Below are 16,643 nucleotides of genomic sequence, written 5' to 3'. Positions count from 1 at the left end.
TCATGACTTCGCAGGATTTTTCCGGAAAATCGGTGCTGGTGACGGGGGCTGGCAAGGGTATTGGCCGGGCGGTTGCGATCATGCTCGCCAGCCGCGGCGCGAAAGTGGTGGCCCTCAGCCGCTCCGAAGCCGATCTGAAATCGCTGGAGGCCGAGATTGGCAGCCGCTCCATCGCCGTCGATCTGTCGGACGCCGCAGCCACGAGAGAGGCAGCGATCGCCGCCATGCCGGTCGATTACCTCGTCAACTGTGCCGGAACGACGACGCTCGATTCCTTCGTTGATGTCAGCGCCGAAGATTTCGATCACCTGATGGCTGTTAATACGCGCGCTCCCATGATCGTCTCGCAGGAATACGCCCGCTCCCGCATCGGCATGAATGCCGCAGGCTCGATCGTCAACGTTTCGAGCGCATCGGCCACGACCGGCTTTGCCGACCATGCCGCCTACTGCGCCTCGAAGGGCGCGCTCGATGCCATGAGCCGGGTGATGGCCAATGAACTTGGCCGCAAGGGCATCCGCGTAAATTGCGTCAACCCGACCATCACACTGACCGACATGGCGCGAAAGGCATGGAGCGATCCTGAAAAGGCCGCACCTATGATGGCGCGCATGCCGCTCGGACGGTTCATAGAGACAGATGAAGTGGCCGAAGTGGTGCTCTTCCTCCTGTCCGAAAGGGCCGCGATGGTGAACGGTATCTCCATGCCGGTCGATTCCGGCTTTGCAATCAACTAGGGCTGAACATCCAGTCGCCCAAGGCGACTTGCAACAATGGACTAATGAATATGGCACTGCAACGCGCACTGGTTCTCGAACGCCAGCATGAATTGACCCTCCGTGACATCGACCTGCCGACAGACACCGGCCCGGGTCAGGTGAAGATCACGATCCACACTGTTGGCGTCTGCGGATCCGATGTCCACTACTACACCCACGGCAAGATCGGACCCTTCGTGGTCAATGAGCCAATGGTGCTCGGTCACGAAGCGGCTGGCACGGTCATCGAGGTGGGAGAAGGCGTAACGCATCTCAAAGTCGGCGACCGCGTCTGCATGGAGCCCGGCATTCCGGATCCCAATTCCAGGGCAAGCCGGCTTGGCCTTTACAACATCGATCCAGCCGTCACCTTCTGGGCGACTCCGCCGATCCATGGGGTGCTGACGCCCGAGGTCGTGCATCCGGCCAACTATACCTTCAAACTGCCCGACAATGTCAGCTTTGCCGAAGGCGCGATGGTCGAACCCTTTGCTGTCGGGATGCAGGCGGCCGCCAAGGCAAAGATTGCGCCGGGAGACACGGCCGTCGTGCTCGGCGCCGGGCCGATCGGCACCATGGTGGCGATCGCTGCGCTTGCTGGCGGTTGCGCGCGCGCGATCGTCGCGGACCTCGCCCAGCCAAAACTCGATATTGCCGCGCAGTATCAGGGGGTGGTTCCGGTGAATATTCGCGAGCAGGATCTTACTAAAGAAGTGTCTCGGCTGACGGACGGCTGGGGTGCGGACGTAATCTTCGAATGCTCCGGTTCGCCCAAGGCGTGGGAAACGCTCATGGAACTGGCACGCCCGGGTGGCGTCATTGTCGCCGTCGGTCTCCCCGTCAACCCAGTCGGGTTCGACGTCTCGACCGCCACGAACAAAGAACTGCGTATCGAGACCGTATTCCGCTATGCCCATCAATATGATCGCTCCATCGCCCTTCTCGGCTCCGGCCGTGTCGATCTGAAGCCCCTGATTTCCGAAACTTTCAAATTTGAAGATGCAATCAAGGGCCGTGGAGGGGCGCCCGACTGACGTCAAGCTGCAGATCACGTTCGAAGGGTAAGTGCCATGACCACTCGCTGAGGCGAAGCGCTGATGGCAAGCCGCTACGTCAGATATGGCGAGCGAATGTGTGAGTGCTCCAAGCGTGCGGTTAGATTGAAAGGACGCTAGATGCAAGCAGGTTGTTGACGTCGTCGCTCTACTCGCAGCGTCATCGAACGCAGGTTGCTTCAGAAATGTTCAGAGCTCACCGACACTGATGGCAACGGTGTCGTCGACCACGCGCAGCGCCGAGCCGTCGCAGTCACGTTGAAAAATGATAATTGTGATTAACCCAGCCAGCATATTGAGGTGTCCTTCCTCCATATCGTCGAAATGGAACTGGCCGAAATCCATCGCTGCATGAATCCGGCCGGATGCCGCAGCAATGAGATTTTCCTGGCCAAGGTCGCTGAATGCACCCTGCTCAAGTACGACCTGAGTCGGCGTCTATCCATCTGCCGCCCTTTTTCTGAATTGGCCACTTGAGTTCGCGAAGAGTGCGTTCGGCCAGCGTATCCTCATGATCATGATACCGGGCCGGCTGCCATGACGTTCGACGAGAAGGACATCGCGATCCAAGACCCGATCTATTTCTACCGGCGCCACGGTCATACCAGCACATGCTGCCAGGCGCACGGTTGCAAATTCCGCCTTGACCATCGCGAAGGTGTCATTCGTGGCCGAGAATTTCGCGATCAGCTTCCTCGGTTTTCCCGCCTGGTGGTCATTGATAAGGGCCTTGGCCACGCACCGCCGATCGAACTGCCATGAAGGATGACACGGTCCAAGCCTTCGGGGACCGGCACCCCGGCTTCCACCTTGTCGGCGAAACTCTGCAACTCCCAAGGTATTGCGATTACTGAGAGCTTTTCGAGTCCGACTCTAAGCTCGACTTTGAGCATTATGCGGCGAAGCAAAGCGCCTGTGTCATGCGCTTGATGCGGCTTGGCTGGATTTCAGGAATGTCCGGGTCTGGCGGGCACTGTCGATAAATGTCCTGGTCCCATAGGACCATGCGAACGGCGCCGATGGCATCGGAGAAGGTGAACTCAGTTTTCTTGTACCATGCTGCAGCATAGGGAAGAGCGCCTCGGCCAAGCAGATCGCAGGCCCAGAGTGTCACAAGACTGTAGAGCGCCAGCAGCGACGGTGTCGTGCGCATGATGGCTTTGTCGTTCCACTGCCGTTGGGTTTCCACGCCAAGATGCGCACGCGTTTCGGCAAAGGTGACTTCGATTTGCCAGCGCCGAACGAAGTAGGCGATGATCTGAGCGGGTCCAAGATTGACGTTGGTGCTCATGAACGCTTGGGGTTCCCGACGGCCTGACGGGTCTTTGACGAGAACCCAGCGAATGGGTCGCGGCGGCGTTCCACGGCGATACCAAAGGCCGGTTCCTGAGGTGACATCAAGGGTTTTGTCGGTTTGCTTGCCGTACCAGGAGGATGCGACGATGCGTTGCCACTCGGTCTTTGCGTCTTTGAGGAGCGTTTTCAGTTTCGGCAATGGCCTGCCTTTTTGCGCCGGTCGCCCGAGCGTATGTTCGTGGCGTTGATCCGGTGGAGCAAAGAGACTGGCATCCAGGCGCAGCCGCGTGATGAGAGTGGCCGTGTCGGGAAGCGCTGCGGCCAGCGTATGAACGGTAAAGCTGCTATCGCCGACAAAGACGATTTCGCGGTCCGGCAGCCAGCGGCAAAGCTGCAAGACGCCTTGCCTTGCCCAATCCGTCAGCAGTTTGTGTCTGCGGCCCTTCTTCTGATCATGGCGCTCAGAGGGGCACAGGATCGTCAACACCGGCAGGGCTTTGATGCATTTGGCCCATGGGACAGGGGAAAGAACCATGAAGCTCAACCAGCGCAAGCCGCTGGCCTTGACGAAGTGCCCATGGCTTGAGCGCACCGGGTCACGATAAATTCCCCGGGCGGCAATTCGTTGGCCCCAACGTCGTTCAATTGTATCATCCATCCCGATCACGACGGGCCCCTCGGGCACGAACCTTTCAACGATGATGGAGAGCAGACGGGCCGACAATAGCCGGGGGTTCCAGCGGGCGCGGTTGAGGAATTGATGATAGGCGGCAAAATTGGTCACCTCTGCTCGACCGGTGATCCGCAAGCATGCTGTCACAGTTCGTTTGCCCGGCGAAAGGATCGCACCCATCACCAGGACCAGAAGATGCTGCCAACTCGGCGCGGTAAATAAGAAACGAAATGGCGACAGCCATTGGAGAAGAATTTGCGGGACCCCGTCTCCCCGCTCACGGTTAGGATCATGTTGTTCGCTCATCCATTCGTTCGAATCCGATCAAACGAATGGCGCAAGACCCGAGCCTGCGGCGAATGGATTCACCCCCGGTCGATCAGCAGAACCGAAAAAAGGTCACCGTTTTTGCTCAAAGTCGAGCTAAGAGCCCAGGCTTATGTCAAACAGATACTTGGAAGCGGCATGTCATAGTGGCATACAAAACTCAGCCGAGACGCGTCCCCTTCAGCTCCCCGGTCATCGCGTCCTTACCGAAGCGACTAACTGAATGCGCAAAAGATTTAACGTTCGCTTGGATAAATCAGCCCGATTTGCTCTCTGATGACGTCAAGAGTCTCCATGATAGCGATGCTGTCAGCAGGCGCCATTCGTTTTGATGCTGTACCCGTTCTAACAAGGCTTTCCATTTCTATCGCTTGAAACTGCATTCCGCGGCTGGGAACTGTCTCTGAAAATTCCTCGACGATATTGGCCTGGTAATCGATGACCTTGAACGTGGTCGGAATGTACCATGTCGCTGCAATCTCGATGCGCGCCTTCGATCCATAGATGACGGCAACATTGGGCCCCGCGCAGTCAAGCGAGGACACGGTCGTTGAAATCGCTCCTCCCTTGTGCTGCATGACTGTGGCGACCTCGGCATCGGCACCGGTCTCCTTGAACCGAGCCTTCGCCGTAATCGATGTCGGAGCCCCCAATATGTCAAACGCGAATGAGATCGGATATATTCCGAGGTCAAGAAGTGCTCCGCCGCCAAGTTCAGGCGCGTTGATCCGATGCGCTGGATCGGTCGGCAGGAATTGACGATGTTCCGCGCATACCGAACGCAGCTCGCCGAGCGTTCCAGCATCGATGATCTCATGGATCCGCTTCATATGCGGCAAGAAGCGTGTCCACATGGCCTCGAGAACCACGAGGTTTTTCTCCGACGCCCGGTCGACAATTCGCTTCGCCTCATCCGCATTGAGTGTGAAAGGCTTTTCCACGAGAATATGCTTTCCAGCGTCAAGCGCAAGAAGGGCCGCCTCGACATGGTAGGGATGGGGCGTTGCGACATAAATAATGTCGACATCCGGATCCTTGACAAGCTCTTCGTAACTGCCGTGCGCCTTCGGGATATTGAAGCGTTCAGCAAAAGCAGTCGCCTTGTCCAGGGATCTCGAGCCGACGGCTGCAACGGACAACTGCGATGAAATGAGATCCCGCGTAAACAACCCGGCAATCCCTCCTGTGGCGAGAATTCCCCAACGAAGCGTCTTTTCCATTTAAGTTTTCCTCAATTATTGCTGATGGTGTCCAAGGCCTCTCAAAGTGGCACGTAGTCCGTCTCCATAAAGGTGGAGACCTCCCCCTGCCATCGCTCACGCACGAAGGCTTGATGGATTGGATGGTCGTTATAGACGTCAAAAGCGGCCTGATCCTCGAACTCCATCGAGAAACCGAAAGCGAACTTGTTCTTCGGGCTGGTCTGGCGAAGTTGTTCGAACTTCCTGACGGTGCTGATTTCGGCGAGGGCAAGTGCGGCTTCAAGAAACTCGCGTTCCTCAACCGATCCGGGCGGGTGCTTGAGCGTAAAAGCGACCGTATGTCTGATCATTGTGATCTCCTTTTTCTCCTGGCCTTTCAATCGATTGGCGATCCAAGTGGCATTCAAGACGTCGTGCTGAAAATGAAACAGCTCTCAGCGCTCACGACGCGCGCAACGCAATTTCCGTCTCCGCATCGAAGAGGTGCATCCGCTCCTGATCGAATTCGACCCACATGGACTCGTCGGGCGCGACGGAGATGTCGGGTGGAACGCTTATGTTGACAATAGCGCCGGCTACAAATGCTTGGATAAAAGTAACGTCGCCGGTCGGCTCCACCGTATAGACGCGCGCCGGTACGGATCCAGGGACCGAAGATTTGTGCAAACGAATCGTAGAGTGGCGAGCACCAAGCACCACTTTCGGCGATGAAGCCTTCGTAATTTTCTGCGCGTTCTTCGCCGACAATGGAAGCACCCATCCTTCGGCGCTGCGAAGGGCAGGGGCGCCGTCAAGCGTCGCAATTTCCAACGGCACAAGGCTCATTGCGGGGCTTCCGATAAAACTTGCCACGAACATGTTGACCGGATTGGCAAACACTTCGGCCGGTGAATCGTACTGCTGAAGAATGCCGCCGTTCATGACCGCCATTTTGTCGGCCATGGTCACCGCCTCCAATTGGTCGTGGGTGACATACATGATGGTCGCGCCGAGGTCTTGATGGAACCGTTTGATTTCAGAACGCATCTGTACGCGCAATTTGGCATCGAGATTGGATAGGGGCTCATCCATGAGGAACACCCTCGGATCGCGCACCAGAGCTCGACCTAATGCCACTCGTTGCTGCTGGCCACCGGAGAGCTCTCGCGGGCGACGTTCCAAGAGATGCGTGATATCCAGAACGCGTGCCGCGTCCTTGACCTTTTTGTCGATTTGCTCTTTCGGCACTTTTCGCATCTGGAGCGGAAAGGCGAGATTCTTGTAAACCGATTTGTTGGGATAAAGCGCGTAATTCTGGAATACCATGGCGATGTCGCGGTCCTTTGGATCAAGGTCGTTAACAACGCGATCGCCAATGATGATGTCACCGCTGCTGATCGGGATCAGTCCTGCAACGAGGTTCAAAGTCGTGGTCTTGCCGCATCCTGAGGGTCCGACGAGGGCGACGAACTCGCCATCGTTGACGCTCAACGAGACGTTGTCAACGGCTTTGATGGTGCCATACGTCTTCATGAGTTCATTGATAATTACTTGGGCCATCGGAAAGAAATCCTAACTTGGGAAGCTGTTGGCGTTAGTGCTTGACAGCACCTTCGGTAAGCGCGCGTACGAAGTACTTTTGGAGCACCAGGAAAAGTACAACGACTGGAACGCTCATGAGGAAGGTTGCGGCCATCAGCCCAGGCCAGTCAGTTGCAAATTCACCGAAGAACCTTTGCACCCCGACTGGCAACGTCATCTTGTCCTGGCGAGACAGGAACGTGAGCGCATAGACATATTCATTCCAGGCACCGATAAATGAGAAGATCGAGGTCGCAATGATACCCGGGGTCGACAGTGGCATCACGACGTAGATAAAGGCCTGGAAACGTGTTGCTCCATCGATACGGGCGGCCTGTTCAAGCTGGATTGGAATGTTGTCAAAGAACCCTTTGAGCAGCCATATCGAAAGTGGCAGGCCGAAGGTCAGATATGTGATGACTAGAGAACTTTGCGAGTTTACGAGGCCCATCCATCGCATCAGGATGAAAAGCGGGGTGAGAAAGACCACAGCCGGGAACATGTTGCGCAAAAGGACACTGAAGAAAAGCAGCGTTCGGCCTGGGAAGCTGAAGCGCGAGAAAGCATATGCTGCAGGAACAGCCACAGCCACGCCGAGCACGGTGGTTGCAAGCGACACGGTAAAGCTGTTCCAGAAGTAGCGGAGGAACTCTTGACCCACCGGGTTTGAAGGATCAAGCAACTTCGTGTAATTTTCAAATGTCGGTTCGGTTGGCCACCATTGCGGAGGATATTGGAGTGCTGCGAACTGTGTCTTTATTGACGTCAGCACCATCCAAGCCATCGGGAAAAGCGCAAACACCAGGAGAAGGACGAGAAATAAGTTCCCAGCCCATCGCCAGCCGTCGATCGGCTTGCGGCTTTGCGCACGGGTGAAAGGGGAAGGCGTCATCATTCGCTCCTCGCATCATCGCCGCGGGTTAACGCGCGCACGTAGAAATATCCAAGTGTCATCATCACTATGAACAGAATGACGGCATAGGCCGAGGCAACGCCATAGCGTTGCCGCACGAAGGCAAGGTCGTAAATCTGGGTGATCCAAATGTCGGATGCGCCGATCGGTCCGCCACCCGTCATGACCCAGGGGATAATGAACGAGTTAAAGTTATTCACCATCAGAAGCAGCACAGTCACCATCGAAACATTCTTCAGATGGGGAAATGTAACATGCCAGAATCGCTGCCAGCTGTTGGCGCCGTCGACACGAGCGGCGCGCAACACCTGCTCAGGTACGGTTTGAAGTCCTGCTAACAACATCACCATCGCGAAGGAAAATTCCTTCCACACATTCACGACGATGAGTGATGGCAAAACACTATCAAGATTATCGAGAAAATTGATGGGATGGTCCGTAAGACCAATCTCGACGGCTAGCGCGCCAATTACGCCGAAGTCGGAGTGATACAACCATTTCCACACGTACGACGCGGAAACGGCGCTGATCACATAGGGAACCAAGAGAACAGCTCGCAGAAAGCCGCGACCATGGAATTCGCGGTGAAGTGAAAGCGCGGCGCATAGCCCGAGCGCAAATGCCAAAAGCGTCGAAAAAAAGGTCCATATCAGCGTGTTGACTGTAACCTGATGAACGGCCGAGCTCGACAAAATCGTCACGTAATTGTCGAGGCCAACGAAAACCTTATCCTTCATTTGAAGGTTTGCCGGCGTGCGGAAGAAGCTCAGTTCTATCGTGTAGTAAATCGGATAGGCGATTACGAACATCATCACCAGCAAGGCCGGGGCCACGTAGAGATAGTCGTTGCGATGATCAATGATCCGGCGGAAAATGCTCGTACGGTTCGACGGAATTGCCTTGGCCGGAGCAAATTTAACCTGTTCCGTTGATGTGCTCACGGCTGGTCCTTTCAATGGGGGAAGAAAAGCCGGCGCGCCAGGCGCCGGCGTGAAGCAGCTGTTACAAGCCGCCTCCAACCAAGTCCTTGACTTTGGCAGCAGCATCGGATGCTGCGGCATCGACGGTCATCTTCTTGGTGAGAACGTTTTGGAGCATTTCAGGAATGATGCTGTTCATGATCTCAGTGGATTCAGGAATAACCGGGAATGGAATTCCACTCGGCAACATCGAGGTGGTGATGTCGAGAAATGGGATTGTCGCCAGTCTCTCCTTCATCCACTCGGACCGAAATCCGCGCAGATTTCCCGGATTCGAACTCACCCAAGCGATTTTTGTTGTCCATTCGGGACTGGCCGAAAAGCAGACGAAGGCCTTTGCCGCTTTCTCGTCGATGCCGCCATCCACATATTCGTCCTTCAATATATGAATGTTGTAGCCGCCGAATACGACAGCGCGGCGAGCGGGCCCACTTGGCAACAAGCCGTAACGCATGTTTGCAACGACGGCATCAGCCGTTTCCTTGTCTTTGCCCGTCGCTTTGCTCGCCAGATCCCGCATTTTGGCGTATTCTTCAGGATGCGCGATCATCATTGCCAGACGCCCTGAAATAAAGGGGTTTTGATTGTCGCCCTGCGTGTTCGTCAACGCCGATACTGGCACGGATTTATCGCGAACATACATATCATATGCCGCCTGGAGGGCAGCCTTGGTGCCAGCGCTGTCGAGCATAATGGTCTTGTAGTTTGGCTTGTCTGACGTCTCATCCAGAGAGCCTCCACCATAGGCCCAAACCTGGGGCATGAAGCGGAAAGGCGTGTTGCCAGAATTCTGCTTGGCCACCATGCCGTAACCTGAGATTCCGAGCTTGTCATGGATCTGCGCCGAGTATCGAACCAAGTCGTCCCATGTTGCAGGCGGTTTTTCGGCATCAAGCCCGGCGCGCTTGAAGATATCGGCGTTCCAGATCAGCCCCATCGTCTCGTTGGCAGTCGGAATTCCGTAGGTTTCCCCCTGCCAGGTCACAGACTTCATGCCTTCTGGCCAAAAATCGGCGGTTGAATAACCGACGTCTTCTGGCTTCAGCTTTTCGAAATAACCTTTTGCCTCGAATTCCACACCGCCCAAGATAGGCAGGCGCACAACCATTGGAGCGGCGTTACCGAGCGTCGCCGTCCGTAGCTTATCGAGCAAAGCGGCATAGCCGATATTTTGAATCTCGGTCTGAATGTTCGGGTAAGCCTTTTTCCAGGCGACCCAGAATTCATCATCCATGCGACGGTGAATGGCCGGCGCAGTATCGTTGGGACCCACGTACCAATACGTTAGGCGCCCCTTATAGTCGGTCGGGACCAGCTTGGCGCACTCGCCGACTGTATCGAATTTTTCCGTACCTGCGATGCTCCGGACATATTCCGGAGACCACTTCGAGATGTCCACGCTTTGGGCAGAAGCGGTGGCAGGCGGCAACAACGCGGCGGTTAAAGCCACTGTCGTCAACATAGTGAGAATACGGCGCGGTTGGCGCCGAAGTTTGGCCTTCGAGATCATGGTTTCCTCCACTGGGTAGGGCGCTCGTCGCGGTCTCAATCAGAAACCCGACTTAAGGGGCCGGCTCCCATCCGGCTATTAACGTTTAACAGAGCAATATCGTATGTCAAGTTATCTCAGATTGTCGATTATTTTTTTAGTATCGTATCATTATTTGGGCTGGCAAAATCGATCGAAGCGGATTACGATCAAATCATGAGCAACGCACCAACCAGACTTTTCCCGAGCTTCGATGCTGGAACGCCCATTTATGAAATGCTGCGCGACGAGATCATTTCGGGCAGCTTGGGTCCAAATACTCGGCTGAAAGTCGCCGACATTTCCGAGCGATACGGGGTGTCAGCGAGTCCGGTTAGGGAAGCGCTTCAGCAGTTGCGGGGCGAAGGCTTCGTCGTGATGGAGACGAACAAAGGAGCGCGTGTACGAGCGATCGATGTGGACTTCGTCCACAATATTACTGAAATTCAGGCGCTGATCGAAGCGTCACTCACACGTTGGTTCGTCGGAATTGCAAGTGACTCCGATGTTCTGGCGCTGGAAGCCAAACAGAGCGAAATCGAAGAGTTAAACTTCAGTGATATGGCCCAGCATGGCCAGCTTGACTTGGAGTTCCATGACCTTTTTTACGGCCGCCATTATAATATTGACGCGATAGCATTGTGGCGAAAACACCGTGAAGTCTTGCGGGCCTTGGGGAAGCGATTCCCGAGGTCGATGGCGCGGCGCGCTGCGGTAATGCGTGAACATCGAGGCTTGATCGAGTGTGTGCGTGCTCAAGATGCAGACGGGGCTGCGCAGATCGTGGCGCGCCACGTCGAAGGCTCAGGGCAGCACATTATCGAGCAGATGTCGGTGGCGCGGCGTGAATCGTCAACGGGGCGACGGAAACTGGGGAGTTAGTCTATGTTGTGCACATGCTGCGAGGTTTCATGACATCTGCTGCCGTCAGCTAGGGCTGTAGTGTGTGCTGGACTGCTTTGTTTTCGAAACGCGAAAACAAAGCAGTCCAATCAGACCTGATTGAACTCACCCACATTGCGTAAATTTCAAGGAGCTGCGCTCGCCAAGTGGCAGCTGCTGCAGAGTGATCTTGACCTGAAGAGGACATCTATTCGTCAGCCTTCAAGCCAAGCATTACCAGTAAATCATCGGGAGGCTTTATGAAAATCGTCGATCTTCGTTGCGCCGTCATCGGGCGCCACCCCATCGTTCGCATTGTGACTGACGAAGGGCTCTATGGTCTCGGCGAAGTCGAGCATACTAAAGGCTATCTCAAGCCATGGATCTTGCATTTTCGCGAAGTCCTTCTCGGCTCGGACCCGACTGACGTCGAACGTTGCATGCTCAAAATACGCCAGCGAGGTTCATTCAAGCCCTATGGGGCCGCGGTGAGCGCGATCGAGCACGCGTTGTGGGATATAGCTGGCAAGGCTGCGGGCGTACCTGCCTACAAGCTGCTTGGTGGAAAGGTGCGCGACCGCGTTCGTGTCTATAACGGTTCAGTTCGCAAAAGACGCACCGGCGACAACCCCGAAGATTTCGCTGCTCAAGTCAAGTGGATGATGGAGCAACCGGAAAAGTTCTTCATGATAAAGCAAGGTATCGGCTTCCACTCGACCATGAAGACCAGCGTCGACGGCTTCCATTACGGGATCGGCGACAACAGCGGTTTCCACGGAGCGATGACGCAAGGAGCGATATCCCCACGCGGCATAAGCCATATGCTTGAATGCGTTGCCGCAATGAAGGAAGTCATGGGCGAAAGCGTCTCGCTGGCGCTCGACTGCGGGCCAGGTTGGATGCTTCCCGACGCAATCCGCTTTGCGAAAGCGGTCGAGAAATACAATATCGCATGGCTGGAAGACATGCTGACTGGCGACTACGTGCCCTGGGTAAATCCGCAGGCCTACCGGGAGCTCACAACGGCGACATCGACACCGATACATACCGGGGAACAGATTTACCTTCGGCACAATTTCAAGGAGCTAATTGAAACCCAAGCGGTACGGGTGATCGGCCCCGATCCGGCAGACATCGGCGGTATCGCCGAGCTGAAATGGGTCGCCGAGCATGCCTACATGCATCAGATTCTTATGGCGCCACATGGCACGGCAAATGGCCTGCTTGGTCTCGGCGCGCTGATCAACGTGTGCGCCACACTGCCAGCTAATTTTATCGCCTTCGAATATCCAAGTGCCTCTGACACCTGGTGGAGCGATCTCGTGACAGGCCTGCCAAATCCGATCGTCACAGATAGCATGATCGATATTTTGGAAGCGCCGGGGCTTGGGGTGGATATCAATGCAGAGGCCGCCAGGCCCTATCTCAAAGAAGAAGATGCGGGCTTTTTTGACGCGCCGCCTCGAAGATAGCCGCGGCGGAGCATGCAAAAGATATTCAATGTTACTAAAGTGAAGGATTAGTCAAGTTGCCGAAATTTGCCGCCAATCTCTCCTTTCTCTATCAAGAACTGACGTTTATTGAACGGATTGCACGTGCCGGTGCTGACGGCTTTGGAGCGGTCGAGTATGTTTCTCCTTACGAACATGATGCCAATGAGATCGCCCAGGCTCTCAACAAGGCTGGGGTCGAGCAGGCTCTTTTCAATCTGCCAGCTGGGGACTGGGCGGCCGGAGAACGTGGCATAGGATGCTTGCCAGGCAGGGACGGGGAGTTTCGTCAGGGTGTGGAAACCGCTATCCGGTACGCCAAAATCCTCAGGTGCCCCGTTGTAAATTGCCTGGCCGGACTAGCTCCTGTAGATGCGCAACTTGAAGCGCTTGACGAAACCCTGGTCGAAAATCTGAAATATGCCGCCGGTCGCCTACATGACGAGGGCATTGGTCTTGTCACAGAACCAATCAATCAACGCGACATGCCACGCTTTCATCTTGCGACAACCGACCATGCTGAAAGAATTCTGGACGCGGTCGGGTCTCCCAATCTGAAGATCCAGTACGACTTTTACCATATGCAAATTACGCAGGGAGACGTCGTGGCGACCTATGAGCGGCTCAAGCATCGCATCGGTCATGTGCAGATCGCCGACAATCCGGGTCGCAATGAGCCGGGCACTGGCGAAATCAATTACGCCTTCGTTTTAGAAGCTCTCGATCGGCTTGGCTACGATGGCTGGATCGGCTGCGAGTACAGGCCTTTGACAACAACGACAGAGGGCTTGGGCTGGATGAGCCGCCTGCAGGGAGAACTTAGATGAAAATCGGCTTTATTGGATTGGGGGTCATGGGCCGCCCGATGGCAGAGCATCTGATCAACGCTGGCCACGACCTCTTTGTCCACCGGGTAAAAGACGCTTCCCAGTATCTGGTCACTGCCGGTGCCAAGGCCATGCAGACACCCTATGAGGTGGCCCAAAACGCTGACGTTCTTATCCTTATGCTTCCGGACACGCCGGACGTTGAAGACGTTCTGTTTGGCGAAGAAGGTGCGGCCAATGGGCTGAAGCCTGGGACGCTTGTGATTGATATGAGTTCGATTTCGCCTTTGGTCACAAAAGAGATCGCCGCGCGACTGGAACAGGCAACCTGTGAATTCGTCGACGCGCCTGTTTCTGGCGGTGAAGTCGGCGCGAAAAATGCTAGCCTGACAATCATGGTTGGCGGTAGCGTCGCGGCATTTGAGCGAGCTCTCCCATTGTTTAATTTGATGGGCAAATCCATCACCCATGTTGGTGGCGTTGGAGATGGCCAAACTGCAAAAGTGGCCAATCAGATCATTGTGGGGCTAACAATCGAGGCGGTGGCAGAGGCCCTGCTGTTTGCACGCCAAGCGGGCGCAGACCCCGCCAAAGTGCGCGCAGCGCTGATGGGAGGGTTCGCGGGATCACGTATCCTCGAACTGCACGGTCAACGTATGATCGAACGGACATTTGAGCCGGGTTTCCGCATTCGCCTTCACCGAAAGGATCTGGCATTAGCGCTCGATGCTGCCAAACGCATCAGTGTTGCTTTGCCGAATACAGCCGCAACGGCGCAACTGATGAATTCTGCGATTGCGCTGGGCGATGGTGAAAAGGATCATTCCGGCCTGACGCGAACACTGGAAGCTTATTCTGGAGTCGTCGTCGACTGATCTGCCAGCAGGTGAAGATGGCGCCCAGGAGACGCACGATCGTATCAGAAATCTAAACCCTGTTCATCGGTGCAATCAATGTGATGTCCGATACACGGCTTGAGGAAGCAGACTATGAAGCCGCCGCGCGAACTTTTGGCATCCATGTTTCATGCGGCGGTGAAAGCTGCTGACCCACTGGCGGGGATGAAAACGCACCTGCCTGCAAAGCCGACGGGTCGGACGATTGTTGTAGGAGCTGGCAAGGGTGCCGCCCAAATGGCGTGTGCGCTCGAGACCATCTGGGACGGCCCCCTGGAGGGGGTCGTTGTTACCCGCTACGGATACGGGTGCACGACCCGTGATATCAAAATTGTCGAAGCGTCGCATCCGGTGCCGGACGCAGCCGGACTCGATGCGTCTGCCCAATTGATGAAAGCTGTTTCGAACCTGTCGAGCGGTGATCTTGTCATTGCTCTTATTTGCGGCGGTGGCTCTGCGCTTCTGCCCGCGCCTCCGATAGGATTGACCCTGCAGGATGAGATTGTCCTGAATGAAAGCCTGCTTGCCTCCGGCGCGCCGATTTCTGCCATGAATGTCATTCGCAAGCACCTTTCGACGATCAAAGGAGGGCGGTTGGCCAGCGCTACCAAGGCTCGGGTGGTCACGTTTGTCGTATCAGATATCCCGGGTGACAACGCCTCACATGTTTCCTCAGGTCCAACCGTGCCCGATCATTCCACACGGCACGAAGCGCTGGAGCTCGTTCAACGCTATGACCTTAAACTGCCAACTGCTGTTATCACGCATCTGAATTCGCCTGAGGCGGATGCACCGTCACCAGAGAGTTCGATCTTCGCGCGCAACGAAGTCCACATTATTGCGTCTGCCGGCATGTCGCTTGAGGCTGCGGCAGCAGTAGCGCGATCCGAAGGCATGGAGGCCGCTATTCTTTCGGATTCGCTGGAAGGTGAGGCCGATGCTGTCGCGCTATTCCATGCCGCCATTGCCCGTGAAGTCTTCCTGAACAATCGCCCTTTCAAAAAACCGGTGGCGATCATCTCAGGCGGAGAGACCACCGTTACGGTTCGGAACAAGCGTGGAAAGGGCGGACGAAACGGGCAATTCGCTCTGGCTCTGGCCGTAGCGCTTGATGGGTATGACGTCGATATCTTAGCTGCAGACACCGACGGCATCGATGGATCCGAAAGTAACGCCGGCGCGTTTGCTGATGGCCGCACTGTTCAACGGATGCGAGCCGCCGGCATTGACGCACGAGAGGCATTGCGCAGCAATAACAGCTACGTTGCCTTTTCATCCATCGGCGACCTCTTCGAGACGGGTCCAACGGGTACCAATGTCAACGACTTCAGGGTAGTCTTAGCTAAGTAGGGGAAGGGTTCAGACTAATCGAGAAAGGCAAGTTAATCGCATGGTTTCAAGCTTCAGGCGGTCCGGGGATGAACTTAAGCCGTCTAAACATCTAAGTATGTGATTTCCGGAAGCAGCAGCCTCGCATCAGGCGAAATCCTTAGGCCTGCCGTTTCCCCAGTCGTAGTCGCTCGATGATGTGGCGACCCGAGCCTTCCACATGTCGCGCGATGACCGTTGCTGCGCCATCTGAATCCTGGTTCTTGATGCAGGTAATCAGGTCGCGGTGTTCCTGCAGCACGTTGGCCTGCCTGCTGAGTGATGTCGGAAAGCCTCGGCTGATTGCTCGGAGTATCTGACGATGGCGCACCCATAGATCGACCGCATGGCGATTGTAGTGCCGGTCGTACATCAGCCGGTGGAACTGCAGGTCGAGATTCGAATGCTTCGTCTCGTCGCCGAAATTCAACGCTTCGATCTCTGCCTGGATGCGCTCCATTTCCCCGATTTCCGCCTTGGTAACGATGCCGACGTACCACCGCGTCAGCGCCGGCTCGATCAGCACTTCGATTTCGCAGATGTCGCGCACGAACTCTTCGTCGATCGGGCGCACGCGGGCGCCGCGGTTGGGCGTCATGATAACGAAGCCTTCGCCGCGAAGCTGCTGCAGCGCCTCACGAACCGGATTTGTCGAGGTGCCCATGCGGCTGGCAAGCTCGGCGACCTTCAACCGCTCATTGGCCTTCATGCGACCATGGATGATGTCGTCGCGCAGCCTCTCATAGATCGAGGCGCCGCCGTCTTCGTTGAGATCATCCCCTTCGGATGCCGTCTGTCGGATGTGAGTCATCGTGCTCATAACCTCGCTTTTTATGCACTTTCCAAGCACTTGCCAAGAGCAGAACATTTTATTTTGTACATTTACAT

The 16,643-nt window shown here is 55.7% G+C and carries 16 protein-coding genes and 1 pseudogene; 7 read left to right on the top strand and 10 right to left on the bottom strand.

The window, feature by feature from the left end:
- Positions 1 to 2 precede the first annotated feature (2 nt).
- Both ADU59_RS00410 and ADU59_RS00405 read left to right on the top strand, forming a co-directional pair.
- Positions 3 to 737, top strand: coding sequence for an SDR family oxidoreductase (locus ADU59_RS00410; RefSeq protein WP_068950639.1), 735 nt, complete (start codon positions 3 to 5; stop codon positions 735 to 737).
- A 50-nt stretch (positions 738 to 787) separates the two neighbouring features.
- Positions 788 to 1,823, top strand: a pseudogene (locus tag ADU59_RS00405) (NAD(P)-dependent alcohol dehydrogenase).
- A gap of 179 nt (positions 1,824 to 2,002) precedes the next feature.
- On the opposite strand, the gene ADU59_RS30535 reads toward ADU59_RS00405, so the two are convergent.
- The 9 genes from ADU59_RS30535 to ADU59_RS00365 form a co-directional block, all read right to left on the bottom strand.
- Entirely contained in the window at positions 2,003 to 2,158 is a 156-nt protein-coding gene (locus tag ADU59_RS30535) for a hypothetical protein (protein ID WP_158515683.1), read from the bottom strand.
- Between the two features lie 93 nt (positions 2,159 to 2,251).
- Positions 2,252 to 2,551, bottom strand: coding sequence for a HipA domain-containing protein (locus tag ADU59_RS29395; protein WP_244506319.1), 300 nt, complete (start codon positions 2,549 to 2,551; stop codon positions 2,252 to 2,254).
- Positions 2,552 to 2,705: 154 nt separating this feature from the next.
- Positions 2,706 to 4,088 (bottom strand): IS701 family transposase, encoded by a 1,383-nt coding sequence (locus ADU59_RS00395; protein ID WP_068950635.1) that lies wholly within the window; start codon positions 4,086 to 4,088, stop codon positions 2,706 to 2,708.
- A 257-nt stretch (positions 4,089 to 4,345) separates the two neighbouring features.
- Entirely contained in the window at positions 4,346 to 5,329 is a 984-nt protein-coding gene (locus ADU59_RS00390; protein ID WP_068950634.1) for a Gfo/Idh/MocA family protein, read from the bottom strand.
- A gap of 41 nt (positions 5,330 to 5,370) precedes the next feature.
- Complete coding sequence (locus tag ADU59_RS00385) at positions 5,371 to 5,661, bottom strand: Dabb family protein (protein WP_068950805.1); 291 nt, start codon at positions 5,659 to 5,661, stop codon at positions 5,371 to 5,373.
- A 91-nt stretch (positions 5,662 to 5,752) separates the two neighbouring features.
- The gene (locus ADU59_RS00380) at positions 5,753 to 6,850 is read right to left on the bottom strand and encodes an ABC transporter ATP-binding protein (protein WP_068950632.1); all 1,098 of its coding nucleotides are present in this window, start codon (positions 6,848 to 6,850) and stop codon (positions 5,753 to 5,755) included.
- Positions 6,851 to 6,884: 34 nt separating this feature from the next.
- Positions 6,885 to 7,766: a carbohydrate ABC transporter permease gene (locus ADU59_RS00375; RefSeq protein ID WP_068950630.1), complete on the bottom strand. Its 882-nt coding sequence runs from the start codon at positions 7,764 to 7,766 to the stop codon at positions 6,885 to 6,887.
- The gene (locus ADU59_RS00370; RefSeq protein ID WP_425331987.1) at positions 7,763 to 8,680 is read right to left on the bottom strand and encodes a carbohydrate ABC transporter permease; all 918 of its coding nucleotides are present in this window, start codon (positions 8,678 to 8,680) and stop codon (positions 7,763 to 7,765) included. Before ADU59_RS00370 ends, ADU59_RS00375 begins: the two co-directional genes overlap by 4 nt.
- Before the next feature lie 106 nt (positions 8,681 to 8,786).
- Positions 8,787 to 10,274: an ABC transporter substrate-binding protein gene (locus ADU59_RS00365; RefSeq protein WP_425331986.1), complete on the bottom strand. Its 1,488-nt coding sequence runs from the start codon at positions 10,272 to 10,274 to the stop codon at positions 8,787 to 8,789.
- A 195-nt stretch (positions 10,275 to 10,469) separates the two neighbouring features.
- On the opposite strand from ADU59_RS00365, the gene ADU59_RS00360 reads away from it, so the two are divergent.
- From ADU59_RS00360 to ADU59_RS00340, 5 genes are all read left to right on the top strand, one after another.
- Positions 10,470 to 11,174, top strand: coding sequence for a GntR family transcriptional regulator (locus tag ADU59_RS00360; RefSeq protein ID WP_068950626.1), 705 nt, complete (start codon positions 10,470 to 10,472; stop codon positions 11,172 to 11,174).
- A gap of 260 nt (positions 11,175 to 11,434) precedes the next feature.
- Entirely contained in the window at positions 11,435 to 12,646 is a 1,212-nt protein-coding gene (locus ADU59_RS00355; protein ID WP_068950625.1) for a mandelate racemase/muconate lactonizing enzyme family protein, read from the top strand.
- A gap of 56 nt (positions 12,647 to 12,702) precedes the next feature.
- Entirely contained in the window at positions 12,703 to 13,491 is a 789-nt protein-coding gene (gene hyi, locus ADU59_RS00350; RefSeq protein ID WP_068950623.1) for a hydroxypyruvate isomerase, read from the top strand.
- On the top strand, positions 13,488 to 14,366 hold the full coding sequence (locus ADU59_RS00345; protein ID WP_068950621.1) for a 2-hydroxy-3-oxopropionate reductase: 879 nt from the start codon (positions 13,488 to 13,490) through the stop codon (positions 14,364 to 14,366). Before hyi ends, ADU59_RS00345 begins: the two co-directional genes overlap by 4 nt.
- A gap of 114 nt (positions 14,367 to 14,480) precedes the next feature.
- The gene (locus ADU59_RS00340; protein WP_068950620.1) at positions 14,481 to 15,737 is read left to right on the top strand and encodes a glycerate kinase type-2 family protein; all 1,257 of its coding nucleotides are present in this window, start codon (positions 14,481 to 14,483) and stop codon (positions 15,735 to 15,737) included.
- A gap of 139 nt (positions 15,738 to 15,876) precedes the next feature.
- Here ADU59_RS00340 and ADU59_RS00335 read toward each other — a convergent pair whose 3' ends face one another.
- Complete coding sequence (locus ADU59_RS00335) at positions 15,877 to 16,566, bottom strand: GntR family transcriptional regulator (RefSeq protein WP_244506329.1); 690 nt, start codon at positions 16,564 to 16,566, stop codon at positions 15,877 to 15,879.
- Positions 16,567 to 16,643 lie beyond the last annotated feature (77 nt).

This window comes from Pararhizobium polonicum (assembly GCF_001687365.1).
GTDB classification, from domain to species: domain Bacteria; phylum Pseudomonadota; class Alphaproteobacteria; order Rhizobiales; family Rhizobiaceae; genus Pararhizobium; species Pararhizobium polonicum.
The sequence above is the reverse complement of the archived record's forward strand: the minus strand, read 5'-3'. Positions and strand labels throughout refer to the sequence as shown.

Excerpts from the sequence above, each read along its gene's own strand:
- ADU59_RS00410 (WP_068950639.1), top strand. The coding sequence starts at position 3 with ATGACTTCGCAGGATTTTTCCGGAAAATCGGTGCTGGTGACGGGGGCT.
- ADU59_RS30535 (WP_158515683.1), bottom strand. The coding sequence starts at position 2,158 with ATGGATTTCGGCCAGTTCCATTTCGACGATATGGAGGAAGGACACCTC.
- ADU59_RS00395 (WP_068950635.1), bottom strand. The coding sequence starts at position 4,088 with ATGAGCGAACAACATGATCCTAACCGTGAGCGGGGAGACGGGGTCCCG.
- ADU59_RS00390 (WP_068950634.1), bottom strand. The coding sequence starts at position 5,329 with ATGGAAAAGACGCTTCGTTGGGGAATTCTCGCCACAGGAGGGATTGCC.
- ADU59_RS00385 (WP_068950805.1), bottom strand. The coding sequence starts at position 5,661 with ATGATCAGACATACGGTCGCTTTTACGCTCAAGCACCCGCCCGGATCG.
- ADU59_RS00380 (WP_068950632.1), bottom strand. The coding sequence starts at position 6,850 with ATGGCCCAAGTAATTATCAATGAACTCATGAAGACGTATGGCACCATC.
- ADU59_RS00375 (WP_068950630.1), bottom strand. The coding sequence starts at position 7,766 with ATGATGACGCCTTCCCCTTTCACCCGTGCGCAAAGCCGCAAGCCGATC.
- ADU59_RS00365 (WP_425331986.1), bottom strand. The coding sequence starts at position 10,274 with ATGATCTCGAAGGCCAAACTTCGGCGCCAACCGCGCCGTATTCTCACT.
- ADU59_RS00360 (WP_068950626.1), top strand. The coding sequence starts at position 10,470 with ATGAGCAACGCACCAACCAGACTTTTCCCGAGCTTCGATGCTGGAACG.
- ADU59_RS00355 (WP_068950625.1), top strand. The coding sequence starts at position 11,435 with ATGAAAATCGTCGATCTTCGTTGCGCCGTCATCGGGCGCCACCCCATC.
- ADU59_RS00345 (WP_068950621.1), top strand. The coding sequence starts at position 13,488 with ATGAAAATCGGCTTTATTGGATTGGGGGTCATGGGCCGCCCGATGGCA.
- ADU59_RS00340 (WP_068950620.1), top strand. The coding sequence starts at position 14,481 with ATGAAGCCGCCGCGCGAACTTTTGGCATCCATGTTTCATGCGGCGGTG.
- ADU59_RS00335 (WP_244506329.1), bottom strand. The coding sequence starts at position 16,566 with ATGACTCACATCCGACAGACGGCATCCGAAGGGGATGATCTCAACGAA.